Annotated in this window: 27 protein-coding genes; 14 read left to right on the top strand and 13 right to left on the bottom strand. The window is 62.5% G+C overall.

The features are described from left to right. Positions 1 to 19 precede the first annotated feature (19 nt). Complete coding sequence (locus tag AC0V7N_RS05355; RefSeq protein ID WP_496627745.1) at positions 20 to 826, bottom strand: SIR2 family protein; 807 nt, start codon at positions 824 to 826, stop codon at positions 20 to 22. 47 nt (positions 827 to 873) lie between these two features. Beyond that, positions 874 to 1,869, bottom strand: coding sequence for a ParA family protein (locus AC0V7N_RS05350; protein ID WP_475455379.1), 996 nt, complete (start codon positions 1,867 to 1,869; stop codon positions 874 to 876). A 613-nt stretch (positions 1,870 to 2,482) separates the two neighbouring features. On the opposite strand from AC0V7N_RS05350, the gene AC0V7N_RS05345 reads away from it, so the two are divergent. Continuing rightward, positions 2,483 to 2,749, top strand: a complete 267-nt coding sequence (locus tag AC0V7N_RS05345) for a hypothetical protein (protein WP_475455377.1) — start codon at positions 2,483 to 2,485, stop codon at positions 2,747 to 2,749. A gap of 128 nt (positions 2,750 to 2,877) precedes the next feature. Here AC0V7N_RS05345 and lepA read toward each other — a convergent pair whose 3' ends face one another. Next, on the bottom strand, positions 2,878 to 4,683 hold the full coding sequence (gene lepA / locus AC0V7N_RS05340) for a translation elongation factor 4 (RefSeq protein ID WP_496627744.1): 1,806 nt from the start codon (positions 4,681 to 4,683) through the stop codon (positions 2,878 to 2,880). A 207-nt stretch (positions 4,684 to 4,890) separates the two neighbouring features. On the opposite strand from lepA, the gene AC0V7N_RS05335 reads away from it, so the two are divergent. The 5 genes from AC0V7N_RS05335 (at position 4,891) to msrA (ending at position 8,626) form a co-directional block, all read left to right on the top strand. Beyond that, positions 4,891 to 5,967 carry a TadE/TadG family type IV pilus assembly protein gene (locus AC0V7N_RS05335; protein ID WP_475455375.1) on the top strand — a complete coding sequence of 359 codons (1,077 nt, stop codon included), beginning with the start codon at positions 4,891 to 4,893 and terminating at the stop codon, positions 5,965 to 5,967. 246 nt (positions 5,968 to 6,213) lie between these two features. Then, positions 6,214 to 6,540 carry a hypothetical protein gene (locus AC0V7N_RS05330; RefSeq protein WP_475455373.1) on the top strand — a complete coding sequence of 109 codons (327 nt, stop codon included), beginning with the start codon at positions 6,214 to 6,216 and terminating at the stop codon, positions 6,538 to 6,540. A gap of 108 nt (positions 6,541 to 6,648) precedes the next feature. Further along, positions 6,649 to 7,353 (top strand): DUF1223 domain-containing protein, encoded by a 705-nt coding sequence (locus AC0V7N_RS05325; protein ID WP_475455371.1) that lies wholly within the window; start codon positions 6,649 to 6,651, stop codon positions 7,351 to 7,353. 86 nt (positions 7,354 to 7,439) lie between these two features. After that, positions 7,440 to 7,763 carry a hypothetical protein gene (locus AC0V7N_RS05320; RefSeq protein WP_475455369.1) on the top strand — a complete coding sequence of 108 codons (324 nt, stop codon included), beginning with the start codon at positions 7,440 to 7,442 and terminating at the stop codon, positions 7,761 to 7,763. A 137-nt stretch (positions 7,764 to 7,900) separates the two neighbouring features. Beyond that, positions 7,901 to 8,626, top strand: coding sequence for a peptide-methionine (S)-S-oxide reductase MsrA (gene msrA / locus AC0V7N_RS05315; protein ID WP_475455367.1), 726 nt, complete (start codon positions 7,901 to 7,903; stop codon positions 8,624 to 8,626). 38 nt (positions 8,627 to 8,664) lie between these two features. On the opposite strand, the gene AC0V7N_RS05310 is transcribed toward msrA, so the two are convergent. The 3 genes from AC0V7N_RS05310 to AC0V7N_RS05300 are packed head-to-tail and all read right to left on the bottom strand — an operon-like array spanning position 8,665 to position 9,768. Further along, complete coding sequence (locus AC0V7N_RS05310; RefSeq protein WP_496627743.1) at positions 8,665 to 9,171, bottom strand: hypothetical protein; 507 nt, start codon at positions 9,169 to 9,171, stop codon at positions 8,665 to 8,667. A gap of 59 nt (positions 9,172 to 9,230) precedes the next feature. Then, a complete protein-coding gene (locus tag AC0V7N_RS05305) occupies positions 9,231 to 9,518 on the bottom strand; it encodes a hypothetical protein (RefSeq protein WP_475455363.1) in 288 nt (95 codons plus the stop codon). Continuing rightward, positions 9,496 to 9,768 carry a DUF4242 domain-containing protein gene (locus AC0V7N_RS05300; protein ID WP_095202994.1) on the bottom strand — a complete coding sequence of 91 codons (273 nt, stop codon included), beginning with the start codon at positions 9,766 to 9,768 and terminating at the stop codon, positions 9,496 to 9,498. Before AC0V7N_RS05300 ends, AC0V7N_RS05305 begins: the two co-directional genes overlap by 23 nt. Positions 9,769 to 10,010: 242 nt before the next feature. Between AC0V7N_RS05300 and AC0V7N_RS05295 the strand changes: the two genes are divergently transcribed. After that, on the top strand, positions 10,011 to 12,599 hold the full coding sequence (locus tag AC0V7N_RS05295) for an ATP-binding protein (protein ID WP_475455361.1): 2,589 nt from the start codon (positions 10,011 to 10,013) through the stop codon (positions 12,597 to 12,599). 230 nt (positions 12,600 to 12,829) lie between these two features. On the opposite strand, the gene AC0V7N_RS05290 is transcribed toward AC0V7N_RS05295, so the two are convergent. From AC0V7N_RS05290 to AC0V7N_RS05280, 3 genes are all read right to left on the bottom strand, one after another. Beyond that, positions 12,830 to 13,834: a cytochrome d ubiquinol oxidase subunit II gene (locus AC0V7N_RS05290; protein WP_475455359.1), complete on the bottom strand. Its 1,005-nt coding sequence runs from the start codon at positions 13,832 to 13,834 to the stop codon at positions 12,830 to 12,832. Between the two features lie 4 nt (positions 13,835 to 13,838). Next, positions 13,839 to 15,200 (bottom strand): cytochrome ubiquinol oxidase subunit I, encoded by a 1,362-nt coding sequence (locus AC0V7N_RS05285; protein ID WP_475455357.1) that lies wholly within the window; start codon positions 15,198 to 15,200, stop codon positions 13,839 to 13,841. Between the two features lie 466 nt (positions 15,201 to 15,666). Beyond that, on the bottom strand, positions 15,667 to 16,155 hold the full coding sequence (locus tag AC0V7N_RS05280; protein ID WP_475455355.1) for a MarR family winged helix-turn-helix transcriptional regulator: 489 nt from the start codon (positions 16,153 to 16,155) through the stop codon (positions 15,667 to 15,669). Between the two features lie 59 nt (positions 16,156 to 16,214). Here AC0V7N_RS05280 and AC0V7N_RS05275 point away from each other — a divergent pair, with 59 nt between their 5' ends. From AC0V7N_RS05275 to AC0V7N_RS05265, 3 genes are all read left to right on the top strand, one after another. Continuing rightward, positions 16,215 to 17,177, top strand: a complete 963-nt coding sequence (locus AC0V7N_RS05275; RefSeq protein ID WP_475455353.1) for a quinone oxidoreductase family protein — start codon at positions 16,215 to 16,217, stop codon at positions 17,175 to 17,177. A gap of 118 nt (positions 17,178 to 17,295) precedes the next feature. Continuing rightward, entirely contained in the window at positions 17,296 to 18,222 is a 927-nt protein-coding gene (locus AC0V7N_RS05270; protein WP_475455351.1) for an ABC transporter ATP-binding protein, read from the top strand. After that, the gene (locus AC0V7N_RS05265) at positions 18,219 to 18,980 is read left to right on the top strand and encodes an ABC transporter permease (protein ID WP_475455349.1); all 762 of its coding nucleotides are present in this window, start codon (positions 18,219 to 18,221) and stop codon (positions 18,978 to 18,980) included. Before AC0V7N_RS05270 ends, AC0V7N_RS05265 begins: the two co-directional genes overlap by 4 nt. A gap of 27 nt (positions 18,981 to 19,007) precedes the next feature. On the opposite strand, the gene AC0V7N_RS05260 is transcribed toward AC0V7N_RS05265, so the two are convergent. Both AC0V7N_RS05260 and AC0V7N_RS05255 read right to left on the bottom strand, forming a co-directional pair. Further along, positions 19,008 to 19,478, bottom strand: a complete 471-nt coding sequence (locus AC0V7N_RS05260) for a tetratricopeptide repeat protein (RefSeq protein WP_475455347.1) — start codon at positions 19,476 to 19,478, stop codon at positions 19,008 to 19,010. A 26-nt stretch (positions 19,479 to 19,504) separates the two neighbouring features. Next, the gene (locus AC0V7N_RS05255; RefSeq protein WP_475455345.1) at positions 19,505 to 20,542 is read right to left on the bottom strand and encodes a phosphatidylglycerol lysyltransferase domain-containing protein; all 1,038 of its coding nucleotides are present in this window, start codon (positions 20,540 to 20,542) and stop codon (positions 19,505 to 19,507) included. Between the two features lie 441 nt (positions 20,543 to 20,983). Here AC0V7N_RS05255 and AC0V7N_RS05250 point away from each other — a divergent pair, with 441 nt between their 5' ends. The 3 genes from AC0V7N_RS05250 (at position 20,984) to AC0V7N_RS05240 (ending at position 23,407) form a co-directional block, all read left to right on the top strand. Beyond that, positions 20,984 to 22,171: a flavin-containing monooxygenase gene (locus AC0V7N_RS05250; RefSeq protein WP_475455343.1), complete on the top strand. Its 1,188-nt coding sequence runs from the start codon at positions 20,984 to 20,986 to the stop codon at positions 22,169 to 22,171. Between the two features lie 73 nt (positions 22,172 to 22,244). Further along, on the top strand, positions 22,245 to 22,730 hold the full coding sequence (locus tag AC0V7N_RS05245; protein WP_475455341.1) for a MarR family winged helix-turn-helix transcriptional regulator: 486 nt from the start codon (positions 22,245 to 22,247) through the stop codon (positions 22,728 to 22,730). Continuing rightward, positions 22,727 to 23,407, top strand: a complete 681-nt coding sequence (locus tag AC0V7N_RS05240) for a GNAT family N-acetyltransferase (protein WP_475455339.1) — start codon at positions 22,727 to 22,729, stop codon at positions 23,405 to 23,407. Before AC0V7N_RS05245 ends, AC0V7N_RS05240 begins: the two co-directional genes overlap by 4 nt. A 36-nt stretch (positions 23,408 to 23,443) precedes the next feature. Here AC0V7N_RS05240 and AC0V7N_RS05235 read toward each other — a convergent pair whose 3' ends face one another. Together AC0V7N_RS05235 and AC0V7N_RS05230 are read right to left on the bottom strand one after the other, a co-directional pair. After that, positions 23,444 to 23,668, bottom strand: coding sequence for a hypothetical protein (locus tag AC0V7N_RS05235; RefSeq protein ID WP_475455337.1), 225 nt, complete (start codon positions 23,666 to 23,668; stop codon positions 23,444 to 23,446). Between the two features lie 137 nt (positions 23,669 to 23,805). Further along, on the bottom strand, positions 23,806 to 25,809 hold the full coding sequence (locus AC0V7N_RS05230; protein WP_475455335.1) for a PhoX family protein: 2,004 nt from the start codon (positions 25,807 to 25,809) through the stop codon (positions 23,806 to 23,808). Positions 25,810 to 26,084: 275 nt separating this feature from the next. On the opposite strand from AC0V7N_RS05230, the gene AC0V7N_RS05225 reads away from it, so the two are divergent. Continuing rightward, positions 26,085 to 26,690 (top strand): hypothetical protein, encoded by a 606-nt coding sequence (locus AC0V7N_RS05225; RefSeq protein WP_475455333.1) that lies wholly within the window; start codon positions 26,085 to 26,087, stop codon positions 26,688 to 26,690. Positions 26,691 to 26,731: the final 41 nt, after the last annotated feature.

The following is a 26,731-nucleotide window of genomic DNA, read 5'->3' as shown; positions in this document are numbered from 1 at the left end:
CCCCGGGACTCGTGTCTGGTTACCAGTTCCTCCGGTCCACGATCAAATCCCTTCTCTCAGAGGCTAATACAGACAAGGTCTTAATACTCTCGTTCAGTTCCTTATGGTTATCTCTTGGGGAGTACGGTAAAATGTTAATCCCACGAGTATCGCGGATAAAGGTTGAGACTTCATGTGGGATCGGCTTGGGCATTGTTTGGTAGTGGGGGCTTTCATTTAATGAATGACGGTAATCCTCAAACAATAGTCTAACGTCAGGATCACTCAATCCGCACCCAATCAAAAGGCACGTGTGCGTATGCAACAAGGATTGGACGACTTCATAAAACTCTCGATGCCTGGTCCTAGCATTTGCATAATCCTTCGCAGTGAAAATCATACGTGATGGAGTATCCATACTCCCATGCATTTTTATTAAATAACGATCTGGTCCTGCCACCGATTGTCGGATGTCGCCATCGTCATATTTCTTAACTATGAACGTCCCCTCCGTTAATCCCGTCGCGTATTTATCATATATGCTATCGAAATTGAGAGATATCGTCGTTCTAAGGTCGAGTTCGAATATTGCCTTGTGTAAATCAGAGGGTTTATATTGTGGGTCAAGAAAGCGCTTCTTTAGCAGGGACAGCCACTCCTCACCCAGAGCACTCTTGATGTACTGGCATGCTTCTAAATAGCTTTTTTCCTTAATCGCTCGATTTATAAAGGCAGGCTTTGGGTCTAACTTGGCCAAGCCTTCTGCTAAGAACTCACTCCAAGTGGGTGGACGAACCCCCGCGTCGGTCATTGCACCCGCCGAAACCCCGGCACCGAGAATCAACACGCATCGCCTCCGGGCTCCAGCGTCCACGACCTGGTCTGGCCAAGAGATCATGATAGAGCGCCCAAATTCTCGATCATCCTCGAGGCGACACTCTCGAATATCGCTTCTGCATCTTTGACCTTGTTAAAGTGAGCGCCTCTAACGCCGTCCTTTGCCTTGAGGCCAAATATTGGCTTGTGTGCAGATTGAGACATAGGAATAAGGCTGTGAAGATTCGGAATAGTTCCAATGCGATAATTAACACTGCTAAATGTTGGCTGTAGCTTCTTAACGAAGTTAGTTTCAATATGCCGAGGTATCCGCTTCATAATTTTTTCGTAAGCGTCAACCGGTCGCTTCACCCCCTGCCTTGCTTTCTGAATGTACTGCTGGGCCACATAGCCGAGAAATTTTATTCCAAAAGCACCGTGGTCTGGGAGGTCGTCCTTGAGGCTTGGATCGACTTGCTCAACGCCGTGGGTCAGTTTGCGACGCCATTCCGCTATAGAGACGGAAATGTTTTCAATCGCACGCAAACTGAATATGTCGATGGACATAGGTGAAAGGAAAAAATCGCATGCAAGAAGGACTGCTCGGTTTATGGAACCAAGTGATGGCCCCATGTCAAATAGGACTAGATCATAGTGCGCGCACTTTCCAAGTAGTTCTGAAAAAAGGAACGACGTCCTCAAGCCGCGTATGTCGCCGGCGATCGAGTCTTGCCAGTCTTTGGACAGCAAATCCTCTTTTAGAGCGAGACGGGGATCCCCTGGAATTAAATCGATGCCGTAGTCACTAACCTTTATTACCTCTATCTCTTTCGCATAACCCTTCCCTATCGACAGGGGGTGAACAACGCTATGGATAGTAAACGTATCAAAGGTGTCATACATTCTCTCAACGCGATCCTCCGGTAAGAGAAGTTGGGTGGCGTTGCATTGTGGATCGGCGTCTATAAGAAGGACCTTCAGTCCATCGTAACTCGCAAGATAGGACGCCACATTACAGATGAGCGTCGTTTTTCCAACGCCGCCTTTATTGTTAAAAAAAGCAATCGATTTCATCTTGAAGTCCCCAGCACGGCAATTAGCATATATCTAGCGAGTCGTTGCCCATGACACTTATGGTTTTCAACACCAAGTTTGGCAATCTGTTTTGAAAATTCATAACTTCTGTCGGTCAGATGCAGGCTGAATGGCCCACAAGCACTTGCTCAGAGCAACAGCGCGGATTTCATGTTATATATGGCGACGCGAGTCGCCAAGTCGCGGGGATGAACATATCATGCCAGCTTTTGGAATTTCTGCTTTCTTGCGAATTGTCCATATGAACGTTCGGCCTCAGCGAAGCGAGCTGCGCCGAAGATCTCTACCACGCGAGGGCGGCTACGATTTCCACAGCAGCCTCCGCCGATTGTGCCAACGTCTAATGGCTGGAGATCCCTTGGAGATTTTGCTGACAGCGACGGCAACAATCGCACAAGAACCGGAGAGACGGTCCGCTCAGCTTGGTCTACAGCGGTTGGGTGCTTGGAGAGCCCTAAATCCAGGCGGAGTTTTGGAGTTTCCAGCCGTCACGGTACGAAGCCCTGACCAGATATTTTCGGTTACGTTTACGTCGAACTTTGGTCTCCGAACTGGGAGCCAGTCTGTCGCTATCCACGTCTGGAATACAGCAATGCCGCGACTGGAGACAAGACTAGTTCGAGCAGTCCTGTCTTCGTTCACTGCCGCCTATCAGGCAACCGAGAATCCGCCTGATGACATTGCCGTTTTGTGCCTGCGGACCATGCGCTTTATCCGGCTAGGCGACGCATCAGACGTTACTGAATTAGGCCGGCTGATCTTCACCAATATCGATGGCATTTTTCGAGAGATTGCCGCCGATTTGGGAGAGCCACCGCCTGCGCCCGGCGATCATCCCGCGCCGCCACCCGGAGAATAATCTCCACCGTGCAGCTTCAGCGTCGCGCTGGCGGGGGCCCGCTGCCTCCGGCAGCTCCCCCGCTTTCGAAGCCTGTCATCGATCCACTGGATCGATGACTTGGCGCGCTCTGCGCGCCAACCGGCTTCTCAATCCCCCATCTTCAGCGCCTGGATAAACGCCTCCTGCGGGATATCGACCTTCCCAAACTGCCGCATCCGCTTCTTACCCTCTTTCTGCTTGTCCAGCAGCTTGCGTTTGCGCGAGACGTCGCCGCCGTAGCATTTGGCGGTCACATCCTTGCGCAGGGCGGAGATGGTTTCGCGGGCGATGACCTTGCCGCCGATCGCGGCCTGGACCGGGATCTTGAACAGATGGTTGGGGATCAGCTCCTTCAGCTTCTCGACCATCTGCCGGCCGCGCTTTTCCGCCGCCGTGCGGTGCACCAGCATGGACAGCGCATCGACCGGCTCCTCATTGACCAGGATCGACATCTTGACGAGGTCGCCTTCCCTATAGTCGGTGAGGTGATAGTCGAAGGAGGCGTAGCCCTTGGAAATCGACTTCAGCCGGTCATAGAAATCGAAGACCACCTCGTTGAGCGGCAGATCGTAGGTCAGCATGGCGCGCTTGCCGACATATGACAGGTCGGCCTGGATGCCGCGCCGGTCCTGGCAGAGTTTCAATATGCCGCCGAGATAGTCGTCAGGCGTCAGGATCGTGGCGCGGATCCACGGCTCCTCGATCGACGCGATCTTCACCACGTCGGGCATGTCGGCCGGGTTGTGCAGCTCCTTCTCCGTGCCGTCATTGAGCTGCAGCCGGTAGACGACGGATGGCGCCGTGGCGATCAGGTCGAGGTTGAACTCGCGCTCCAGCCGCTCCTGGATGATTTCCAGATGCAGCAAGCCAAGGAAGCCGCAGCGATAGCCGAAGCCGAGCGCGGCACTGGTTTCCATCTCATAAGAGAAGGAAGCGTCGTTGAGGCGCAGTTTGCCGACGGCGGCACGCAGATCCTCGAAATCGGCGGCGTCGACCGGGAACAGGCCGCAGAACACCACCGGCTGCGCCGGCTTGAAGCCGGGCAGGGCCTTTGCCGTCTGGCGCCTGTCCTCGGTGATGGTGTCGCCGACGCGGGTGTCGGCCACTTCCTTGATCGAGCCGGTGAAGAAGCCGAACTCGCCGGGGCCGAGCTCGTCGACATTGATGCGGGCCGGCGTGAACACGCCGGTGCGCTCGACAAGATGCTTGGCGCCGGTGCCCATCATGCGGATGGTCTGGCCCTTTTTCAGCACGCCGTCGATGACGCGCACCAGGACGATGACGCCGAGATAGGCGTCGTACCAGCTGTCGACCAGCATCGCCTTCAAGGGTGCTGACGCATCGCCCTCGCGCGGCGGCGGCAATTGGTGGACAATCGCTTCCAGCACATCGGGAATGCCAAGCCCGGTCTTGGCCGAGATCAGCACGGCGTTGGAGGCGTCGATGCCGATCACCTCCTCGACCTGCTCGCGGATGCGCTCCGGCTCGGCGGCCGGCAGGTCGACCTTGTTCAGCACCACGACGATCTCGTGGTTGTTGTCGATCGCCTGGTAGACATTGGCCAGCGTCTGCGCCTCGACGCCCTGCGAGGCGTCGACCACCAGCAGCGAGCCCTCGCAGGCGGCGAGCGAACGCGACACTTCATAGGCGAAGTCGACATGGCCGGGCGTGTCGATGAGGTTGAGGATATAGTCCTCGCCATTGTTGGCGCGGTATTTCAGCCGCACTGTCTGCGCCTTGATGGTGATGCCGCGCTCGCGCTCGATATCCATCGAGTCCAGCACCTGCTCCTTCATGTCGCGCAGCTCCAGCCCGCCGGTGGACTGGATCAGCCGGTCGGCAAGCGTGGATTTGCCATGGTCGATATGGGCGACGATGGAGAAGTTGCGGATATGGTCGAGGGGCGTGCTCATCCGCGCGCTTTAGCAGGGGCGGCCTGCCCCGGCAAGGCTTGGCGCCCAAGGGCGCCGCCTTCGATCACAAAGCGGTGAGCGGCGCCAAAAAAACGAGAATACCGGCCTTGGGGTGGCAAATGCATAAACTTTGATCGATCCCATTAGACCTTGGTTTGCCGGCTGCGTGGTATCTGCACGCCCACTAATGTCTCTGGGGGTAAGAAAATGTTCAAAGTAGCAGGCGGGTTCGCCCGTTCGCGCAGCGGCTCGATGATGCCGCTGTTCTTCTTGAGTCTGGTGCCGCTGATCACCGCTGTCGGCTTCTCCGTCGATTACACCGACGCCGTCCAGACCCGCTCCGACATGCAGGAAGCGCTGGATGCCGCGACGCTGGCCATCACCACGCTGCCGACGACGACATCGCTCAGCGACCGCCAGGTGGCGCTGCAAAACAATTTCGTCGCCAACAATGGCCAGGGCACGGCGACGCTGGCGAGCTTCAACGTCTCCGCCAACGGCACCGTCACCGCCACGACCTCGGCGAGCTTTGCCATGCCGACCGATTTCATGACCATCGCCCGGATCAACACCGTGCCGGTCGCCGTCACCTCCGCCGTCAACAAGGCACCGGCCCTGGTGCAGGCCACCTTCCAGGTCACCAAGGTCTCCGGCTACTGGAACAAGACCATGAAGCTTTACGGCACGCAGTTCAACGCGACCACGGCCAAGTCGCTGATGCAGATCGACTATACCTACAACGGCTATGGCGATCCCAAGGGCTACGGCACGAGCAACGTGTACACGATCACCAACAATGGCGGCGCCGACATCAAGACCCTCGTCCAGTCTCAGGTCTGCACGACCACGACGGTGAACAACTTCAACAACCTGCCCGCCGGGGCGATCACGCAGACCAGTGGCACCAAGAAATATGTCACCACCTGCGTCAACACCATGTATCCGGCCAACAGCCCCGGCGCCGTCATCGATGTCAGCCAGATGGGGCAGCTCTATCTCGAGATGGATGTGCCCTCGGGCAACCCGACCGTGCTGAAGTCGAACGACCCGGCCACCTCGGACCGGCTCTACATCGGCACGAGCGCAACGGTCATGCCCGAGGTCGCGGCCGGCCAGATCGTCGACATCTTCTCCGCCGTGCCTTGCGGCGCGACGGGTTACCAGGCCTGGGAAGACGGCGGCAACGCCGTGCCGGCCGATGTCAGCAACGCCGACTTCTTCTACAATGTGACCGGCAAATGCGATTTCAACCAGCGCCCCTCGCTGACCGCGCTGACTCAGTAAAAGGGCGCTGCTGATCTCCCCCCTCAAGGGGGAGATGTCGCCGAAGGCGACAGAGGGGGTCGCCGCGCGTAGAGCGCCAGCCTCCATCCGCCGCAGGAGGCCGCACCCAGTCGGCCCGACCCCCTCTGGCCTGCCGGCGTTCGTCGTTCGAAAAGCCAAGCAATTGGCTTTCCGTCCGCTACACGGACCACTCCTCAACCCCCTCGAGGGGGTGCTATCATGGCGGCCCTCAGGAGGAAGAACGCAATGTCAGACCCCGTGCTGCGTGTGTCCATCTTGCGCTGCGACGCCACGAAGTTCGCGCTGTTGCGAGAGATGATGCTGGAGGCGGAGGCAGCTCTTCGGCCCGGCATCGAGGCCATGCCAGGGCTGCTCACCTTCTACGCCGGCGCCGACGAGGCGACACTGTCGCTGATCAACACCAGTGTCTGGGACACGCTGGAGCACGCCAGGCAGCTCGATATCTTCCAGCCCATGCTGGATGCAGGAAAGCGATTTGTCGCCGAAGGCGCAACGTTCGAGCGGCCGATCATGCACTACACCTCACTGTGGCGTTTCGGGCAGCGCGCATAAGTCTGGCGCCGTGATCACAAACCGGTGAGCGCTGTAACGAAGCGGCAAACGGCAGCGAAGTGGGGGAATGACAGGCGCGTCGCAGCGCCGTCCACACGGAGTCAGCCGATGCCGAGATCGTCTTCCAGAAAATTCGCCGCATTGTCCAGCCTGGGCGCGCTGGCGCTTGGCCTCTCGCTCGGTGCCGCTGCCGCGCAGCCGCTCAGTGTCGTCGAGCTGTTCACCAGCCAGGGCTGCTCGTCCTGCCCGCCGGCCAACGCCAACCTGATCAAGGTCAAGGACCAGCCCGGCGTGCTGGCACTGTCCTTCAACGTCACCTACTGGGATTATCTCGGCTGGAAGGACACGTTCGGCAAACAGGAATTCACCCAGCGCCAGGTTTCCTACGAGCCGCCGCTCGGCCATGACGGGCCGTTCACGCCGCAAGTCGTGGTCAACGGCCATGCCGATGTCGTCGGCGCGGCACCCGGCGAGATCGAGCATCTTATCGCGGCAACGGCCAAGACCGGCGGCCCCTCGCTGTCGCTTGGCGGTGGCAAGGTCGCGGTCGGAGCCGGCGCCGCGCCGGGCGGCAAGGCCGATGTCTGGCTCGTGCGCTACACCAAGGGCGTCGTCCAGGTGCCGGTGGCGCGTGGCGAAAACACCGGCCGCACGCTGCCGCATGCCAATGTCGTGCATGCGCTGACAAAACTCGGCAGCTGGACCGGAGGCGCCACCGCCTATGCGCTGCCCGCCGCGCCCAGTGGCCTCAGCACCGCCGTGCTGGTGCAATCACCGGGCGGCGGACCGATCCTGGCCGCTGCCACCAACTGATTTTTCTTTCCCTTCGCGCGGGGCCGCATGCAGCGGCAACGCATCACCCGGCCCGCTTCCGCGCGCCAAAACCCAAGGAGACTCTCATGACCAAGTACCTGACCCTGCCGGCGCTCGCCTTCGCCCTTTCGGCCGCCGTTTTCGTCGCTGGCGCCCGCGCCGACGACACGACCAACGCGATGAAGCCGGCCAATGCGATGGCCACCGACGCCATGAAGCCGGCGACGGATGCCATGAAGCCCGCGACCGACGCGATGAAGCCTGCCGACGCGATGGCCACCAATTCGATGAAGCCCGCCGCCGATGCCATGAAGCCAGCTGCGGATGCTATGAAGCCCGCGGCGGACGCCATGAAACCGGCGACCGATGCGATGAAGCCGGCGGATGCTATGGCTGCTCCTGCGAACTAGGCTCGATCCCGGCGGCGCAAATGGCGTGCGACCATGCGGTCGCACGCGCATTTGAGCCACCGCCGCAACTCGCGCATCGCGCTATCGTAGCTGATCCAATAGACTGATCCCAAATGGAAGCCATGAGGAGTGCAACCATGACCAATACCAAGAACCGTTCAACCGGCTTTGTCAGGGGCGCGCTGGCGGCGATGGCCCTTGCCGCCGCGGGCGCCGCTTTCTGGCTGACACCGGCCGTCTCGGCGGAAGATGCCGTCGTCATTCCGCCGCCGGCGCTCGACGAAAAGGCAGCCTCGGGCAGCGAGACGGCGATCTTCGCCGGCGGCTGCTTCTGGGGCGTGCAGGGCGTGTTCCAGCACGTCAAGGGCGTCAGCCAGGCCGTTTCCGGCTATACCGGCGGCGCCAAGGATGACGCCGTCTACGAGACGGTCGGCACCGGCCGCACCGGCCATGCCGAATCCGTCGAGATCACCTACGACCCTTCCAAGGTCACCTACGGCCAGCTGCTGCAGGTCTATTTCTCGGTCGCCCACAATCCGACGCAGCTGAACTACCAGGGTCCGGACTCCGGCACCCAGTACCGCTCGACGATCTTCGCCGAAAACGACGCGCAGAAGAAGATCGCGCAGAGCTACATCGACCAGCTCGACAAGGCCAAGCTCTATCCGGCACCGATCGTCACCACGATCGAGACCGGCAAGACCTTCTACCCGGCCGAGAATTACCACCAGGACTTTCTGACGCTGAACCCGACCTATCCCTACATCGTCTACAACGACCTGCCCAAGGTGGCGAACCTGAAGCAGCTGTTCCCGGCGCTGTACAGCGACAAGCCGGTGCTGGTGCTGTCGGCGAGCAATTGAGGCTTGGTTATCTCCCCCTCGAGGGGGAGATTCGCGCGCTACATGCCGCCGGCCTTCATCGCGTCGCACGACACGTCGGGGTTCATGTCGGCGAAGGTGCCGGTCGGGTTTTTCTTCCAGGCCCAGACATGCAGCTCATAGAAGGCGCCCAGGCCATAGCGGTTGGGCGCGCTGTCGAAGTTGAACAGCTGCCCTTCGAGCGAGGCCGGGCCCTTCGATGTGATGTACTCCACCGCCACCAGCTTCTGCGTGCCGTCAGCCATCGGCTCGTACATCACCGCTTCCGGTTTCGCCAGATCGACAACATCGTCTTTCAGGTAGGCCGCGTTGACATAGTGGATGCCCATGGCGCCGCCGGTGATACCGCTGGCGCAAGGGATCGGCGCATAGCCTTCCGCGGTCGCCATCGCCACGTTCTCGAAACGGCTGTTGGCCGCCCGCACTTTCTCATCCAGCGTGCCCGTATCATGGGCATTCGCCGCCGTGGCCGCGATCGACAGGATCGACAGGTTGATGAGGTGTCTGGTCCACAGATGGATATTCATTTTCTCTCCTCGTTGTTGATGCGCGGAAGCAGCCGCTCCCGCTGCGAAGTCGATGGCTGTCAGTCGTACCGGGTGAAGTCCCAGTAGTGCGGCAGCTCCCCGCGCCCCGGCAGGCCGATGTCGCGTCTCAGATAGTCGTCCTGCGGAGGCAGCCGGCGCCGGCTCTTGCGCAATGGTGCGAACAGCAGCGAGGTGAGCCACCGGAGAATCCGGCCCAGTATCGGGCCTCGTCCGACTGGTCTCGAACCCGCCAACACCGCGCTGGACGCGTTGTCAGGCAAGCCGCCACCGCGGCGAAGGGCAGTTGCATAGTCATGGTCGGGATCAACGGTAAAAGTAGGGATCAAGGACCCGCACCTCCGTGATCTTGTCGACCGGCAGGGCGTTCTTCTGGGCGGTGCTGCGGATCGCTTCCGGCGACGGCGCATCATAGATGCAGAAGCTCTGCTTCTTGTCGGGCGAGACGAAGGACTGCACCCAGGTCACGCCTTTTTCGGCGTTGCGCATGATGACGCCGCCCAGCGCATCGGCGCCGGCATCGTTCATCGGTACGCTGAGGCCATTTGGAAATGTGCGTTCAACTACATAGCGAGGCATATCGGGTTTCCCTTTGGTGTTGATTCACGCTCGATTTGAGCGCGGCTGGACATTGATCACGCTCGCAAACGGCGCACATCGGAACCTTTCCCTATATTTTGTGGGAAGATTCCCTATATTGGGGTCGTTATGTGGAGAATGGCACCGAAATGTGTGGAGGGTCACATATCGGGCAAGCACCTTGGACAGTCGTGGCGGATGTCCAGTGCGGTGGCGAAACCGACCCCATTTGAGCGATGACGATGCTTCTGGAACGGCAGGCGCAGCTGGCGCAACTGGACGAACTTTTGGCGGAAGCCGGCCGCGGCCGCGGCCACGTCGCGGCGTTGTCGGGCGAGGCCGGTGCCGGCAAGTCGGCGCTGGTCGAAGCCTTTACCAGCCGCGCCGGGCCAGATGCGCGCATCTTCCGCAGCGCCTGCGAGGACCTGTCGATACCCGACCCGCTCGGGCCTCTCTACGACCTGGCGCGCGAGGCGCAATGGGCGATGCCGCAGGCGGTCGACGCCCGGCGGGGACAGCGGCTGCCGCTGTTTTCCGATGCGATGGAGGTTTTCGAGGCAAGGTCGGGTGCGACGCTGCTGGTGATCGAGGACCTGCACTGGGCCGATGACGCGACGCTCGACTTCGTCCGCTTTCTCGGCCGCCGCATCGCCAGCACCCACATCCTGCTGCTGCTGACGGCGCGCACCGACCGCAGCGAGGGACAGGCGCGTGTGCGCCGGGCCCTGGGTGAAATCCCGTCGGGCAGCGTTGCGCGCATCGACGTGCCGTTTCTGAGCGAAGCGGCGGTGGTGTCACTCGCCGCCGCCGTGGGGCGCGACGGCGACGCCATCTACCGGGCGACGGCCGGCAACGCCTTTTTCGTCACCGAATTGCTGAGCGCCGAGAATGAAACGGCGCTGCCGGCCAGCGTGCGCGATGCCGTGGTCGCGCGCGCCGACCGCCTGTCGGCCGGTGCCCGCTCGATGCTCGACGCGGTGTCGGTGTTTCCAAGGCGCGCCGACGCCTGGGCCTTGCAGGGCCTTTGCGGCGTGGCCGCCGCCGGCCAGCTGGCGGAATGCGTCTCGAATGGCCTGCTCGACGATCTCGGCGACGGCTACGCCTTCCGGCACGAGATCGCCCGCCGCGCCATCGAGACGATGCTGACGACAAGCCAGCGGCGCGAGTTCAACCAGCGCGCCCTTTCCGCGCTGCTCGAGAACGGGTCCGTTGCGACAGCGCGCCTGGTCCACCATGCCGTGGAGGCAAATAATCTGCAGGCGGTGCGTGAATTCGCGCCGATCGCGGCGCGGGAGGCCTCGCGTGTCGGCGCCCATCGCGACGCCGCCGGCTACTATGAGGTGGCCTTGCGCCAGGCCGATACCTTGCCTGAGGAAGAGCGCGCCGGCCTCTACGAGCACTATGCCTTCGAGTGCCATTTGATTGCGCGCATCGACGAGGCCATCAAGGCGCAGGAACAGGCGCGTGTCTTGCAACAGGCGCTTGGCAATACGCTGAAGGAAGGCGACAGCCTCAGATGGCTGTCACGCTTCGCCTATCTTCTGGGCGACCGAGAAGCCGCCGACATGTTCGGCGCCCAGGCAGTCGCGTTGCTGGAGACCGTGCCAGTCAGTGCCGAGCTTGCCATGGCCTATTCGAACCTGTCTCAACTGGCGATGCTAGCCGAAAGGCTGGACGAGACCTTGTCGCTGGGCGCCAGGGCGATCGAGCTCGCCGAACGGTTGAACAAGCAGGAAGTCGTTTGCCATGCGCTCAACAATGTCGGCGCCGCCGAGCAGTGGCTGGACCTGGACTCAAGCCGGCTGCATCTTGCCCGCAGCCTCGAAATCGCGCTGCAAGAGAATTTCCAGGAACATGCGGCCCGCGCGTTCACCAATTGTGCTTGTGGTGAAATGAACCAGCTGGGCTACAGCCAGGCGCAATCCTTCCTTGATCGCGGCATCGACTATTGCGTCGAGAACGATCTGGCGACGTGGCGCGATTACATGCGTGGTGTACGGGCACAGTTGCTGCTGCGTCGGGGATGCTGGGATGAGGCGGCAGCCGAGGCGCTGGATGTGATTGCCAACGAGCGGGCGACCGCCCTGGTGCGCTATCCGGCCTTGGTGGCGCTGTCGCGGCTAAGGGTCCGCCGTGGCGACCCATCGGCGGAGCCGCTTCTGGCCGAGATGAAGCAATTTCTGGAAAAGGGAGCCGAGCTGCAGCGGCTGTTGCCTTATGCCGCGGTGATTGCCGAACAGGCTTGGCTGGGCGAGGCGGACAGGGACGAGGCGCTGCGGCTGATCGGCCTTGCCGAAAGCCTGTCGCCGACGCGGGCGGTCTTCGCCGAGTTGGCCGGTTGGCGGCGGCTGCTGGCACCCGATGTCGATCCGGGCGACACCACAGGCATGGCCGCGCCCTACCGGATGCTGCTGGCTGGGGACTGGCGCGGCGCGGCCATTGTCTGGGCGGAACTCGACGCTCCTTACGAACGTGCGCTGGCGCTCGCCCAGGGCGACGAGGCCGCACAGCGGGAGGCGCTGGAGATTCTCGAGGCGCTCGGCGCCCGTCCGGTCGCAAACCACGTGCGTGAACTGATGCGGCAGAACGGCGTCATTCGCATTGCCAGGGGGCCGCGCCGTACCACCCGCGCCAACAGCGCCGGCCTGACCCAGCGCCAGATGGAAGTGCTGCAGCTGATCGAGCGCGGCCTGTCCAACAAACGGATCGCCGAGCATCTCACCATTTCACCGAAGACGGTCGACCACCATGTCTCGGCGGTCTTGGGCAAGCTGGATGCAGTCTCGCGCGGCGAGGCAACGGCCGCCGCGCGTGACTCGGGGCTGATCTGAACCTTCGCTATGCCTCGGCGATTGGCGCGCCCCCACTTCGTCATCCACGGGCGGAGCAAGGAGCGTAGCGACGCAGCGCAGACCCGAGGATCCATGCCGCGACTTCAATGCGTTACAGCAGTCCGGAATTCTGCTCCGCTACACTCTTCGATTAACGTCCCGGCATGGATCCCAGGGTCTCCGCGACGGAGCTTCGCTCCTGCTTCGCCCAGGGATGGCGACGCTGGATCTCAGTCGTAAGTCAGGTCCGTCGCCTTGCCGCCGAACACACGATAGGCATAGAAGGAATAGAAGATGATGACTGGCAGCACGACGACCGTGCCGGCCAGAATGATAGCCAGGCTCTCGGTCGCCGACGCCGCCTGCCAGATGGTCAATTTATCCGGCACCACATACGGGTAGAACGACCAGGCGAGACCGGCAAAGCCGAGTGCGAAGATGGCGGCCAGCGTCAGGAACGGCGTCAGCGCATGGCGGTCGTCGGGCTTCGGCAGATGGAAGGTCTGCCGCCACAGCCACAGGAACAGCAGCGCCGACAGGATCGGCAGCGGCGAGAGATAGAGCATCTGCGGCCAGACGAACCATTTGTCGAAGATGCGCGGGCTGGCGAAGGGCGTCGCCAGCGATACCGCCGCCATGCCGAGCGCGGTCAGCACCAGCGCGGTGCGCAGCCAGAGCACGGCCTTCTTCTGCAACTCGCCTTCGGTCTTGTAGATCACCCAGGCGGCGCCCATCGCCGCGTAGGCCGCGGCCAGGCAGAACGCCACCAGCGCGCCGAACGCCATGCCGCCGAAGCCGACATCGAGGCCGAGCACATAGACGCCCAGCATATAGCCCTGCGCCAGCGAGGCGATGACCGAACCCAGGAAGAAAATGCGGTTCCAGCGGTGCTTTTTGCCGCTCGGCACCTTGGCGCGGAAATCGAAGGCGACGCCGCGCAAGATCAGCCCGACCAGCAGCACGAAGACCGGAATATAGAGCGCGGTCAGGATGACGCCATGCGCCAGGGGAAAGGCGACCAGCAGCAGGCCGACGGCCAGCACCAGCCAGGTCTCGTTGGCATCCCAGAACGGACCGATGGCGGCAATCATGGTGTCCTGCTCGGCATCTTCGGCGACCGAGAACAGGATGCCAATGCCGAGATCGAAACCGTCGAGGATGACATAGATCAGGATGGCGAGCCCCATCAGGCCGGCGAAGATGAGGGGGAGCAGGGTTGGCCAGTCGAAGGTCATTTTCTTACTCCCCCGCCGCTGGCTGCGACATTGCTGCCTTCATGACACCCGGCAGCGGCGAGGTGTCGCCATCCTTCGCCGCCTTCAGCGCCAGATGCACCAGCACGCCGAGATAGGCGATCAGCAACAGCACGTAGAGGACGAGATAGATGGCGAGCGTCAGCGCGACATGGCTGCCCGCCACCGGGCCGACGGCGTCGGCGGTTTTCAGCACGCCCGTCACCAGCCAGGGCTGGCGGCCGATCTCGGTCGTATACCAGCCGGCCAGCGTCGCCAGCCAGCCCGAGAGCGCCATCGGCACCATCAGCATGGCGAGCGGCCTCGGCAGGCTGTGGCGGCGCTTGAGGAAAAAGGCGGCCGACCAGGAGACGGCGAGCATCAAAAGGCCGGTGCCGACCATGATGCGGAAGCTCCAGAACAGCGGAAAGACCGGCGGGTGGTTGCCGGGATAGTCGTTGAGCCCTGGCACCACGCCGCTGGTCGAGTGCCGCAGCACCAGGCTAGCGCCGTCGGGAATGGCGATCTCGAACCTGTTCTCCTTGGCCGCCTCATCGGGCAGCGCGAACAGCACCAGCGGCACGTTGGGGCCGGTGTTCCAGTTGGCCTCCATGGCGGCGATCTTCTGCGGCTGGTGCTCCAGCGTGTTCAGCCCGTGCTGGTCACCGGCAAAGATCTGGATCGGGATCAGGACGGCGGCGGTGAAGACGCCGGTGCGCAGCGCCTTCCACATCGATTCCGAGCGGTCGCCGTTGAGATAACGCAGCGCCGACAGGCCGGCAATGAGGAACGATACCGTGAGACCCGAGGCAAGCAGCATGTGGACCAGCCGGTAGGGCATGGACGGGTTGAAGACGATCGCCCACCAGTCGACGGCATGCGCCACGCCATCGCGCATCTCGAAGCCGGCCGGCGTCTGCATCCAGGAATTGAGCGCGATGATCCAGAAGGCGGACAGCGTGGTGCCGCCGGCGACCAGCACCGTTGCCAGCGTGTGGACGCGGTTGGAGACGCGGCGGAAGCCGAACAGCATGATGCCGAGGAAGGCCGCTTCAAGGAAGAAGGCGGTCAGGATCTCGTAGGCCAGCAGCGGCCCGGCGATGTTGCCGACCTTTTCCATATAGCCCGGCCAGTTGGTGCCGAACTGGAAGCTCATGGTGACGCCCGACACCACGCCCATGGCGAAGGACAGCGCGAACACCTTCACCCAGGTGAAATAGGCGCGCATCCAGGCGGAATCATTGGTCGCGTTGTAGCGCAGCTTGAAGAACAGCAGCACCCAGCCAAGTGCAATGGTGATCGTCGGAAACAGAATATGAAACGAAATATTCGCGCCGAACTGGATGCGCGACAGTATGAGCGGGTCCATGGCGGGCTCCGGCTGCTGGCTATTTCTTTTGACGCAAATCCGGACGGAAAACCGCGTCACACTTTTCCTGGAATTGCTTCAATACTGGCGGAGAGTAGGCCCGAAGCGGGTTCAGGTCAAAGCGGCGTCCTGCCGCGAGGCTGAACGCCACAGGACAATTTTACCGGTTGCGGCCTGGAAACTGGGCGAAGCCTCCCCACCTTCGTCATCCACGGGCGGAGCAGGAGCGAAGCTCCGTCGCGGAGACCCGAGGATCCATGCCGTGACTTTGGCCGAGGAGTGCGACGGAGCAGAATTCTGCACCGTTGCGGCGCTCAGGAGTCCCGGCATGGATCCCGGGGTCTGCGCTGCGTCGCTTCGCTCCTTGCTCCGCCCCAGGATGACGAAGCGACGGGCGTTTCAATCAATCGCCAAGGCATGCGATCCGTCAACCCAAGCAACCCACCAAGACTTCTGTGCCGACGAACTAAGCGCCGGTCTCCGGCACCGCGCCAAGCGCATCCGCGAATTTGCGCATCAGGCGCACCAGCTCGTCGATGTCGTGCGCCTCCCAGCTCTCGAAAATGGTGCGGCCGATCTTTTCGCGCGCCGCGTCGACGAGGTCGGTCATCGCCTTGCCCTTCGGGCTGATCACGGCCTCGCGCACGCGCCGGTCGGCGGCGCTGGCCTGGCGCTGCACCAGGCCGAGGCTCTCCAGCTTGGCGACCTGGCGGCTGACGGTCGTGTAGTCACGGCCGACACGGTCGGCCATCTCGACGACGCCGATCGGCCCGAACCGCTCGATGCCGACAAGCAGCGGGAACAGCGCCCGGTCGAGCGGAATGCCGGCCGCCTTGATCAGCAGCTCGTCGCGCTGCGGCCGGTTCATCACACCGATAATATCGAGCACCGCCCCATGAATCTGCCGTAGCTGATCGGAGATATGTGTATTTTGCACGGTTTTTGTTGACGGCACGCCACGACTCCTTATATGTGCATTATACACATAATATGGAAGCCAGAAAGGCAAACATCATGAAAGCCGCGATTGTTTCGAGCGCCGGGCAGGCGCCCATCTACGGCGATTTCCCCGAACCGGTGCCGGCGGCGGGCGAAAACCGCGTCACGGTCACCGCCGCCGCCGCCGCCATCAGCCATGTCGTCAAGAGCCGCGCCTCGGGCTCGCACTACAGCTCGTCCGGCCAGTTCCCCTTCGTCGTCGGCATCGACGGCGTCGGCCGGCTCGAGGATGGCTCAAAGGTCTATTTCGCGCTGCCCAGGGCGCCCAATGGCAGCATGGCGGAGCGGACCGTCGTGCCCGGGTCGCATTGCGTGGCGCTGCCCGACGGGCTGGACGACATCACCGCCGCGGCCATCGCCAATCCCGGCATGTCGTCATGGGCCGCCTTCACCGAGCGGGCGAAGCTCAAGCCAGGCGAAACCGTGCTGGTCAATGGCGCCACCGGCACGGCGGGCCGCCTCGCCGTCCAGATCGCCAGGCATCTCGGCGCTAAGAAAATCATTGCCACCGCCCGCAACGCAGCGTCACTCGATGCGGTCGCGGCGCTCGGCGCGGATGTGACGATCCCGCTGATCGAGGACGGGGCGGCCCTGGAGGAAAGCTTCAGGCGACAGTTCAAGCAGGGCGTGGATGTCGTCATCGACTATCTCTGGGGCAACAGCGCCGAGCGTCTGCTCATCGCCGCCGCCAAGGCCAGCCTTGAAGCCGTACCAGTCCGCTTCGTCCAGATCGGCGCCGTCAGTGGCTCCGACATCACCTTGCCGGGCGCGGTTCTGCGCTCATCCGCGATTGCCCTGATGGGCAGCGGCATTGGCAGCGTGCCGCTCGACCGCTTCATCGCCTGCACCGGCGACCTGCTGCGCGCCGTGGTGCCGGCCGGCCTTCAAATCGCCACCACGCCGGTTCCGCTGGCGGATGTCGAACAGGCATGGGCCAGGGATGACAGCACAAGGCGTACCGTGTTCATGCTGGGCTAAAGCAATGGCCGCCGCGCACCGGCTGTCCAGAACTGTCAGCAGCACCATTGACTTGCGGTTGCGCGCACCGACATTCGGCCTATATCAGGGGACCTCTTTCAGGCAGCCGTTTTCAGCCATGCCCTCCATTCTGTCCATTTCCGGGGTCTCCAAGACCTACGCCACCGGTTTCACCGCGCTCAGGGAAGTCGATCTCGACATCCAGCGCGGCGAGATCTTCGCGCTGCTTGGCCCCAATGGCGCCGGCAAGACGACGCTGATCTCGATCGTCTGCGGCATCGTCAACCGCTCGACCGGCACCGTCACCGTAGACGGCCACGACATCAACAAGGACTACCGCGCCGCGCGCAGCCTGATCGGCCTGGTGCCGCAGGAACTGACCATCGACGCTTTCGAGAGCGTCTGGGCAACCGTCAGCTACAGCCGCGGCCTGTTCGGCAAGCCGGCCAACCCGGCCTTTGTCGAGAAGGTGCTGCGCGACCTGTCGCTATGGGACAAGAAGGACGCCAAGGCGATCACGCTGTCAGGCGGCATGAAGCGGCGTCTGATGATTGCCAAGGCGCTGTCGCATGAGCCCCGCATCCTGTTCCTCGACGAGCCGACCGCCGGCGTCGATGTCGAGCTGCGCCAGGACATGTGGGAGATGGTGCGCCGGCTGCGCGAGGATGGCGTCACCATCATCCTCACCACCCACTATATCGAGGAAGCCGAGGCGATGGCCGACCGCGTCGGCGTCATCAACCGCGGCGAGATCATCCTGGTCGAGAACAAGGCCGAGCTGATGCGCAAGCTCGGCCGTAAGCGGCTGGTGCTGGAGCTGCGCAATCCGCTGACGGCCATTCCGGAAGCCTTTTCGCGCTATGCGCTGGAGCTGTCGCCCGATGGCGGGCAGCTGACCTACACCTACGACAACCAGGCCGAGCGGCCGGGCGTCGCCTCGCTGATCCGCGACCTCGAGGCATCAGGCATCCAGTTCCGCGACATCGACACGCAAAACAGCTCGCTCGAGGAGATCTTCGTCAATTTGGTGAGGAAAGACGCATGAACCTGCGTGCAGTCTGGGCCATCTACCGGATGGAAATGGCGCGTGCTTTCCGCACCGTGCTGCAGAGCATCGTCTCGCCGGTCATCTCGACATCGCTCTACTTCGTCGTCTTCGGCTCGGCCATCGGCTCGCGCATCACCGAGATCGACGGCATCAGCTACGGCGCCTTCATCGTGCCGGGGCTGATCATGCTGTCGCTGTTGACGCAGTCGATCTCCAACGCCTCCTTCGCCATCTACTTCCCCAAATTCGTCGGCTCGATCTACGAATTGCTGTCGGCGCCGGTCTCCTACCTGGAGATCGTCATCGCCTATGTCGGCGGTGCCGCCACCAAGTCGATCATCCTCGGCCTGATCATCCTCGCCACCGCCTCGCTGTTCGTGCCGCTCACCATCCTGCATCCGTTCTGGATGGTCGCCTTCCTGGTGCTGACGGCAGTGACCTTCAGTCTGTTCGGCTTCATCATCGGCATCTGGGCGAAAAGCTTCGAGCAACTGCAACTGGTGCCGCTGTTGATCATCACGCCGCTGACTTTCCTCGGCGGCAGCTTCTATTCGATCAACATGCTGCCCGGCATCTGGAAGACGATCACGCTGTTCAATCCGGTAGTGTACCTGATCAGCGGCTTCCGCTGGAGCTTTTACGGCAAGTCCGACGTCTCGGTCGGCATCAGCCTCGGCATGACGTTGGTGTTCCTGGCCGTCTGCATCGCAATCGTCGCCTGGATCTTCAAGACCGGCTACCGGCTGCGGAACTGACGGCCAAACGTCCTCGCCGTAACCTTGTCAATTCGCGTCGTTGATTTTTTGATACCACCGCTGTGCCTGGGCTTCATCCTTGGCGACACCCTCTCCGACATTGTACATATCGCCGAGCGCATTCATTGCGGCTGGGAAGCTTTGGTCTGCCGCTTTGCGGTACCAGAAAAGGGCCTGGGCTTTGTCCCGGCGAATGCCGTCTCCGCTTCGGTACATATCGCCAAGATAGGATTGAGCTCGGGCGTATCCGCGCTCTGCTGATATTCGATACCATTTGAACGCGTCGGCCCGGCTCTTGGTAACCCCATATCCTTGCAAATACAGATCACCGATATTGGACGGAGCCACCCCGTCGCCTTTGTCGGTTTGGTCGCGCCATAATCTGAGTGCGGTTATGTAGTCATCGCGATAGTAAGCATCCCATGCTTCATCGGCAGCAGACCTCGCTGCTGAGAAAAATAGCAGTCCAATTGTCGAAATAACAACAGCCAGGCGCATCTCTGTCCCTACCTCGGTTGGAATCCTCAGATGGCCTTGACCAGTCGTAGCAGCCCCAGCATCTCGATATAGGTCCCCTCGCGAAAAGCGATGTAGACGGGCTCTTCCATGCCATGAAAACGGCGCTTGAACGCCGCCTGGCCTTGCAGGTTGAACCGGCGGCGGTTGACCCATGGCGAATCGTAGGCGCGCTGAAAAGCGTTGCGCCAGAAGTCGCTTTCGGCAAATCCGCTCGGGTCGACGTCGACGAGCGGCGACAGGCCAAGCGTGACCACCTCCATGCCCTCTTCGCGAAACCGGTCGACGGCAAATTTGGTCAGCCCGATCTCGGCGTGCGGCGAGGCATCGATATGCTTGCGCTTGAAGGCGGTGGTGTAGCCGATGACCTTGCCGTCTCGAAATATCGGATCGAAATCGAGCAGGGCGATCAGCTCGCCATCGGGACCATGCAGGACGAAGCGGCGCATGTCGGTGCCGAGTTGATCGTTGAAGGGGCGGTTGAGAAAACCCATCTCCCAGCGCTTGACGATGCGATCGCCGCGCCAGTTTTCGGAAAGCCGGGCGATCTCGTCGAGGAACACCGTTCGCCTGTCTTCCTCGAACGAAAAGCCTTTCTTCAAGAGCCAGCGCTCGGAATAGCGCACGGTCTCGTTGCGCTTGCCGGAAAAATCATGCTCGGGCAGGACGAGCCTTGTGTCGATACCCAATCGGTTGACCTTGTAGCCGAGCCCGGCCAGTACGCGCGCGGTCTCCTCGCCGATCTGCACGAACCATGGGTCGCCGGCGGTCTCGACGAAGCGTCTGATGTAGTCGGGCCGCCGGGCCGGCGCCGCCACCGGGTCGCCAAGCGCGAAATGGTGTTTCATCTTGGTGCCGAAGGCGATGTAGCCATCGGCGTCGCCAAAATAGGAAAGCTTCTGCTGTACAGCGGTGGAATAGGCGAGCGAGAAATCGCCATGGCGGCGGACAATCGCCAGCCGTTCGACATGCGTCAGCGCAAGGCGCTCGACCTTGGGCGAGGCACCCTCGAGGATTTTGTCGAAATAGATCCGCAAGGAGGGCATGGTCGAGATTCCGCGTGCCGTCTGTGGCGCGACGTGCCTTTCGACACGCTGGACGCGCCACGGCGTCCTGATTTTTCCAGGGAAGCCGAAATCGCTGCGACTTCGAATTCCTGCGTCGGTAACGAGATCCGCCAGCCCCCGGAGCTCGAATCAATCACATTGCCGCGACCTGATTATCGCCGATGCCGCGGATATGCCATATAGGGCTGCATGGTTTCGGACAGAAGCGGGCATCCTGCTTCATGTCGTTGTTTTGGCCGCATTTCCGTGATGCGAGTTGTTTCCGCTTGGCGGCGCAATGCTCTGGAGCGCAAGCGCGGCCCGGCGCGGGCCTCGGCAATCGGTACCGATCCGCTGCATGGGTTTGCGCGCGATCAAACGGTTACAGCGTCCTGCGAAGCTGTCGGGATGCTGCGGCGGTTGAATGGGTTTTGAGAGTGAATGGCTGATACGACGACCAGACCGATGGTGGAGCAGTTGGTGGCGATCGAGCCGGCGATCGTCATTGGCGCCGGTGCTGCCGGACTGGCCGTCGCCCAGGCTTTGATCAAGGCCGGCGTGCCGGCGGCGATCCTGGAAAAGGAGAGCCGGCTGGCCGAGCCCTGGCATCGGCGGCACCAGCAACTGCATCTCAACACCCATCGCGATCTCTCGGCACTGCCGGGCCTTTCCTATCCCGGGGATACGCCAGCCTTTCCGCCCAAGAGCGTCGTTATCCGCCATATGAACGATTTCCGGGAGGCGAACCGGCTGCCGGTGGAGTTTGGCGTCGCCGTCGAGACCATCGTGTTCAGGGGCGACCACTGGGCGGTGCGCACCAGCACCGGCTCGCGCCTGACGCGCCATGTCATCGTCGCCACCGGCCGCGACAAGGAGCCCTTCACGCCGCAGTGGAAGGGCATGGAGGCCTTCGCCGGACGGATCATCCATTCGGCGGATTTCGGCGACGCCAAGGCCTATGCCGGCAAGAAGGTGCTGGTCGTCGGCGCCGGCAATTCGGGCTTCGACGCCCTCAATCATCTGGCCGGCGTGGACACGGCTTCTCTCTGGCTGTCGGCCCGCAGCGGTCCAGCCCTTCTGCCCAAGCGCATCGGCCAGATCGCCGTGCACCGGCTCTCGCCGCTCATGGCGCGTTTGCCGCTGCGCGTCGCCGATGCGGTGATCGCCGCGACGCAGCGCCTGGTTTTCGGCGATCTGACCAAATTCGGCATGCCGCCCGCGCCTTCGGGCGGCGCCAGCCGGCTGACCTCCGACTACACCGCGATCGCCGCGGATGACGGCGCCGTCGATGCCATCAAATCGGGCAAGATCACCGTGGTGCCGGCGATACGCGAGTTCAGCCGCGACGGTGTGGTCCTGGCCAATGGCCGCCTGATCGATCCCGATATCGTCATTGCCGCAACCGGCTACCGCACCGGGCTGGAGCGCATGGTCGGCAGCCTCGGCGTGCTCGACAGCAAGGGTGTCCCGCTCTTCAACGGCGGTGACGCCGATCCGAAACTGCCCGGCCTGTGGTTCACCGGCATGCGGCCGAGCATTCGCGGCTGCTTTGCCAATGCCGGCATATTGGGGAGGGCGATCGCCAGGCGGATCGCCGGCTCCTCTCGGCCCTCGGGTGGCTCACGCTGATTTGAGCGGAGACGGCTTTGACTCGTTCCTTGCCGTATTATATAACATGTTATGGATTGAGGGCGAATTGATCATGGAAGACGTTATCCGGTCGCTTGGCTATCTCTGCCTGGGCAGCAGGCTGAAGCGCATCGGCGAACAATTGCAGGCCGACGCGCAGCATCTGCTCGACGGCCTGGAGGTCCCGCTTCAATCGAGCCAGTACCCGCTGCTTGCCGCGCTCGACAGGCTGGGGCCCTTGGCCGTCGGCGAACTGGCGCAATCGCTCGGGCTGACCCAGCCAGGGGTGACGCGAAGCGTGTCGCTGCTGGCCGAGTTGGGGCTGGTCGAAGCCGTCCAGTCGGATGGTGACCAGCGCCGCAAGATGGTCTCGCTGACGGGCAAGGGCCAGCGCCTGGTCGACGTGGCGAAGCGGGATGTCTGGCCGCGCATCGAGAGCGCCGTCGCGGATCTGTGCCGGGACCTCTCGGGGCCGCTTCTCGATCAACTCGCCGCTATCGAGGACGGCCTTGCCGCCGCTCCACTCGATCGCCGTGTGAAAAAGGGTGTCGCGCAATGAAACATGCCCTCGACCGGCCCATCTGGAGTGCGCTTGCGACGCGCCATCAAGCCCTCGCGCAAGGTGGCGAGCTCGCCAGGCGCTATTCGCCGTCATTCGCCCTTTTCGCCGCCACCGCCGCGGACGATGCCGAAAGCCTGCAGGCTTTCGCGGACCTTGTCGGCCCCGGTGACAGCGTCATCATGGCTCAGGCCGACCCCATTGCCCTTCCGGCCGGCCTCTCGGCAATCTCGACCGCCGCCGCCGTGCAGATGGTTGCCGGGACGCCGTTACAGCTGGTGTCGGATGAACGGGTGCAACGCCTGACGCAAGACGATTTGGCGGAAATGGTGGCCCTGGCGTCGCTCACCAAGCCCGGCCCATTCACGTCTGGAGCATTGAGCCTTGGCGACTTCTGGGGCGTGAAGGCCGGCGGCCGGCTGGTGGCGATGGCCGGCGAGCGGATGAAGCAGCCTGGCTACAGCGAACTCAGCGGCGTCTGCTCGCATCCGGATGTCCGCGGCGGCGGCCTCGGCCGGCTCTTGTCCCTGTTCGTGGCAAACCAGATTTTTGCGCGCGGCGAGCTGCCATACCTGCACGCCTACGCCACCAACGCCGGCGCGATAAAGCTGTACGAATCCATCGGCTTCAAATTGCGAAGCGCGATCAATGTGGCTGTCATCCAACGTCCCGGATAGCGGCAGGAGATAGCGGCTGGAAGCGGCTCTTCAATCTCAGGCCGATTTCGGCTCCAGCCGGCGGAAACCGACGGCGTCCGTCAGCATCTCCTCGTCGACCATGCCGGCATTGTGGAGGGCGAGCAGGGTCAGGGCGATTTCGCGCGCCTCAGGCGAATCGGGGTGTGCTTCGCGCTTGAGGCAGGCTTCGTCAAAGACACGCTGCAGCCTGGCGATGTCGCCGGGCTTGAGCAGGCCACGATCATAGACGGATTTCGACATGGCGGTCTCCTAAGGAGGAGTTAGGGCGCCACCTGTAAATTGCCAATCTTTCCCGGAGCTTGAATGGCCTTCATGCCGCGAAGGAGGGGCGTTCGGGAACCGAAACCCCTCCCAAGGCTGCAAACCGGCGCCCGAGATCAGACCGCGATCTTGCCGCCGCCCTGCCTGGTGATGGCGACGACCGACGGCCGCACCGGCATGTCGGGCTTGAAGTCGGGCCAGCGGGTCGACAGGTCTTCATAGTAGGACGGGCGGCCAAAACCCTCCCAGTCCTCGCCGCCATCGCCCGGATGCTGGACGGCGACGAAGGCGGTCTGGTCGTCAGGCGCAAACAGCGGACCGCACATTTCCGCACCGATCGGCACGCGGAAGAACAGCTTTGACGTCGCCCGCGCCGCACCTTCCGTGTCGACAGTCCACAGGCCGTCGGTGCGGCCGGTCGCCTTCGGTCCCTGGCCGTCGGTGGCGACCCACAGGCGACCGGCCGAATCGACCGCGCAATTGTCGGGCATGCCGAACCAACCATTGGCCGTCGTTGCCGTCGAGAAGGTGGCGCCGACATCGGCAACCGAGGGATCCCCGCATTTCAGGAGCACTTCCCACTTGCCCTTGGTTGACGTGAAATCGCCATCGGTCTCGGTGATCTCGATAATGCGGCCGAAGGCATTTTCGGCGCGCGGGTTGGCGGCATCGACCTGTTCGGTCTTGCGCTTCGAATTGTTGGTCAGCATGACATAGACCTTGCCGTTGACACCATTGGGCTGGATGTCCTCGGGCCGGTCCATCTTGGTGGCGCCGAGCAGATCGGCGGCGCGCCGCGCCTCGATCAGCACGTCGGCCTGGCCAGCAAAGCCATTTTCCGTCGTCAGCGGCCCCTGGCCGAAGACGATCGGCAGCCAGTCGACCGTGCCGTCCTCGGCGAATTTGGCGACATGCAGCGTGCCGTCGTCGAGCAGGTCCTTGTTGGCGGCAGGATCGTTGGCGTTGAACGTGCCCTTGGTGACGAATTTGTAGACATAGTCGAAGCGCTCGTCGTCGCCGAGATAGAAGACGACGCGGCCGTCCTTGGCGACGATCGATTCGGCGCCCTCATGCTTGAAGCGGCCCATGGCGGTGCGCTTCCTCGGCGTCGAGGTCGGATCGTTGACGTCGACCTCCACGATCCAGCCGAAGCGATTGGGCTCGTTCGGCTCCCTGGCGAGGTTGAAGCGGTCGTAATGTGCGCCCCATTCATAGGCGCCCTCCGGAATGCCGAGACGCTTGTAGTTGGCGGCTTCCTTGTGGCCCTCCGGCAGTTCGCCGGAGAAATAGCCATGGATGTTCTCCTCGGCCATTACATAGGTGCCCCACGGCGTGACGCCGCCGGCGCAGTTGTTCATGGTGCCGAACACCTTGGTGCCGGACGGATCGGCATTGGTCTTGACGCGGTCATGGCCGGCGACCGGACCCGACAGCGCCATCTCGGTGGTCGAGGTGATGCGGCGGTTGAGCTTGCCGTCGCGCACCACTTGCCACTTGCCGCCGTCCTTGCGGATTTCGACGATGGTGCCGCCATGCGCCGCCATTTCGACATCGACCTGCTCCTTCGAGAGCGGCGCGACCTCGGCCTTCTTCTTCCCATCCTTCTCGACGATCGAAACGATGCCCGGGAACATCAGATGCGGGTTGGTATATTCATGATTGACCACCAGCAGGCCGTGCTCGGCCGAGCCGTCGATCGCGATGTAGCCGACATAGTCGTTGTTGTAGCCGAACTGCCTGGCCTGCGCCTGCGCCGACTGCTTGGTCGGATCGAACTCCGGCGAGTCGGCAAACAGCGGATCGCCCCAGCGCAACAGCACGTCGGCGTCGTAGCCCGGCGCGACATGATGCTTGTCGTCGATGCCGGCCTGGAGCTCGTCGAATTTGAAGGCTGAGCCTTCCGCGGCGCGGGCATCGTCTGCAGCGATCATGGCCAGCGGGCTGACGGTGGCGGCGATCGCCGAGACGGCGAGCGATCCCTTCAGGAAACCCCGGCGCGAGAACCGTGCGGCGATGATTTCGCCCATGGTGCGGTTGTCGGTGGGGTTGATGGCCGGTCCGTCGTTTTCCTCGAGCAGGCTGGTGCGGAATCGGGCGTCGGGAGCGCGATGTTCGGTCATGAGAGCCTCTGGCTTTGGAGTGGCTGGAGCTTGTTGCCTGTTCGACCCCTTACGTCAGGCCGATCACATTTTCGTGACATCATACAAGCTGCAATGCCCGGGGCGAGGCGACTTGTTCGCACCTACCTCGGACTTTGGTCCAATCTTGCGCTTGCAAAGGTCCTGGAGGACAACCGCAGCGGTCGGAGGTCGCTTCCGGTCACTACATCTTTCGGCGATGTTGCTGGTTGCAACGTTGGGGTGGGCGCGCCGGCTCAATCGACGGAGAATCAGGAATGCACGGTTCGATCACGGCCCGTTGTCGCCGGCTGACGCTCGTTTCGGCGGCGGCTCTGGCGCTGACCGTCGTCCCTTATCGAGTTTCCCTGCACGGCTCCGCCCCCGGAATCGACGCTGTCACCGCACAAGCCGGCAAGGGCGGGAATGGCGGTGGCAACAACGGTAACGGAAACGGCAACGGCGGTAGCAAAGGCGGCAATAGCGGCAACGGCAACGGCAACGGCAACGGAAACAGTGGCGGCGGTAACAACGGCAACGGCAATGGAAACGGCGGCAATAGCGGAAACAGTGGCGGCAACAACGGCAACGGCAACAGTAACAGCGGTAACAGCGGTAACAGCAGCGGCGGCAATTCCGGAACCGATGACGGTGGCGGCGATACGGGATCCGGCAAGGGCCAGAACGACCAAGGCGCCAGCCATGTCAACGCAGCGACTGGCGACAAGGTCGAGATGGACGGCAACAAGATCACCGTCACGCATCCCGACGGCATAACTGAAAACATCGAGAACGGCCGTTTCAGGATGAAGGATGCGCTAGGGCGCACGATCATCGACCGTCAGGCCACGCCGGCCGATGTCAGCCGTCTCACGGCCTTGTGAGGCTGGTCAACAGGCAACGACCAGCTTCACAAGTCATCTCC

This window comes from Mesorhizobium kamtschaticum (assembly GCF_056174585.1).
The sequence above is the reverse complement of the archived record's forward strand: the minus strand, read 5'-3'. Positions and strand labels throughout refer to the sequence as shown.

Bases quoted from the DNA above. Each gene is read 5' to 3' on its own strand.
- AC0V7N_RS05295 (WP_475455361.1), top strand. From the start codon at position 10,011: ATGCTTCTGGAACGGCAGGCGCAGCTGGCGCAACTGGACGAACTTTTG.
- msrA (WP_475455367.1), top strand. From the start codon at position 7,901: ATGACCAATACCAAGAACCGTTCAACCGGCTTTGTCAGGGGCGCGCTG.
- AC0V7N_RS05260 (WP_475455347.1), bottom strand. From the start codon at position 19,478: ATGCGCCTGGCTGTTGTTATTTCGACAATTGGACTGCTATTTTTCTCA.
- AC0V7N_RS05250 (WP_475455343.1), top strand. From the start codon at position 20,984: ATGGCTGATACGACGACCAGACCGATGGTGGAGCAGTTGGTGGCGATC.
- AC0V7N_RS05245 (WP_475455341.1), top strand. From the start codon at position 22,245: ATGGAAGACGTTATCCGGTCGCTTGGCTATCTCTGCCTGGGCAGCAGG.
- AC0V7N_RS05290 (WP_475455359.1), bottom strand. From the start codon at position 13,834: ATGACCTTCGACTGGCCAACCCTGCTCCCCCTCATCTTCGCCGGCCTG.
- AC0V7N_RS05265 (WP_475455349.1), top strand. From the start codon at position 18,219: ATGAACCTGCGTGCAGTCTGGGCCATCTACCGGATGGAAATGGCGCGT.
- AC0V7N_RS05310 (WP_496627743.1), bottom strand. From the start codon at position 9,171: ATGAATATCCATCTGTGGACCAGACACCTCATCAACCTGTCGATCCTG.
- AC0V7N_RS05225 (WP_475455333.1), top strand. From the start codon at position 26,085: ATGCACGGTTCGATCACGGCCCGTTGTCGCCGGCTGACGCTCGTTTCG.
- AC0V7N_RS05335 (WP_475455375.1), top strand. From the start codon at position 4,891: ATGTTCAAAGTAGCAGGCGGGTTCGCCCGTTCGCGCAGCGGCTCGATG.
- AC0V7N_RS05300 (WP_095202994.1), bottom strand. From the start codon at position 9,768: ATGCCTCGCTATGTAGTTGAACGCACATTTCCAAATGGCCTCAGCGTA.
- lepA (WP_496627744.1), bottom strand. From the start codon at position 4,683: ATGAGCACGCCCCTCGACCATATCCGCAACTTCTCCATCGTCGCCCAT.
- AC0V7N_RS05235 (WP_475455337.1), bottom strand. From the start codon at position 23,668: ATGTCGAAATCCGTCTATGATCGTGGCCTGCTCAAGCCCGGCGACATC.
- AC0V7N_RS05255 (WP_475455345.1), bottom strand. From the start codon at position 20,542: ATGCCCTCCTTGCGGATCTATTTCGACAAAATCCTCGAGGGTGCCTCG.
- AC0V7N_RS05285 (WP_475455357.1), bottom strand. From the start codon at position 15,200: ATGGACCCGCTCATACTGTCGCGCATCCAGTTCGGCGCGAATATTTCG.
- AC0V7N_RS05230 (WP_475455335.1), bottom strand. From the start codon at position 25,809: ATGACCGAACATCGCGCTCCCGACGCCCGATTCCGCACCAGCCTGCTC.
- AC0V7N_RS05325 (WP_475455371.1), top strand. From the start codon at position 6,649: ATGCCGAGATCGTCTTCCAGAAAATTCGCCGCATTGTCCAGCCTGGGC.
- AC0V7N_RS05345 (WP_475455377.1), top strand. From the start codon at position 2,483: ATGCCGCGACTGGAGACAAGACTAGTTCGAGCAGTCCTGTCTTCGTTC.
- AC0V7N_RS05275 (WP_475455353.1), top strand. From the start codon at position 16,215: ATGAAAGCCGCGATTGTTTCGAGCGCCGGGCAGGCGCCCATCTACGGC.
- AC0V7N_RS05240 (WP_475455339.1), top strand. From the start codon at position 22,727: ATGAAACATGCCCTCGACCGGCCCATCTGGAGTGCGCTTGCGACGCGC.
- AC0V7N_RS05350 (WP_475455379.1), bottom strand. From the start codon at position 1,869: ATGAAATCGATTGCTTTTTTTAACAATAAAGGCGGCGTTGGAAAAACG.
- AC0V7N_RS05330 (WP_475455373.1), top strand. From the start codon at position 6,214: ATGTCAGACCCCGTGCTGCGTGTGTCCATCTTGCGCTGCGACGCCACG.
- AC0V7N_RS05320 (WP_475455369.1), top strand. From the start codon at position 7,440: ATGACCAAGTACCTGACCCTGCCGGCGCTCGCCTTCGCCCTTTCGGCC.
- AC0V7N_RS05270 (WP_475455351.1), top strand. From the start codon at position 17,296: ATGCCCTCCATTCTGTCCATTTCCGGGGTCTCCAAGACCTACGCCACC.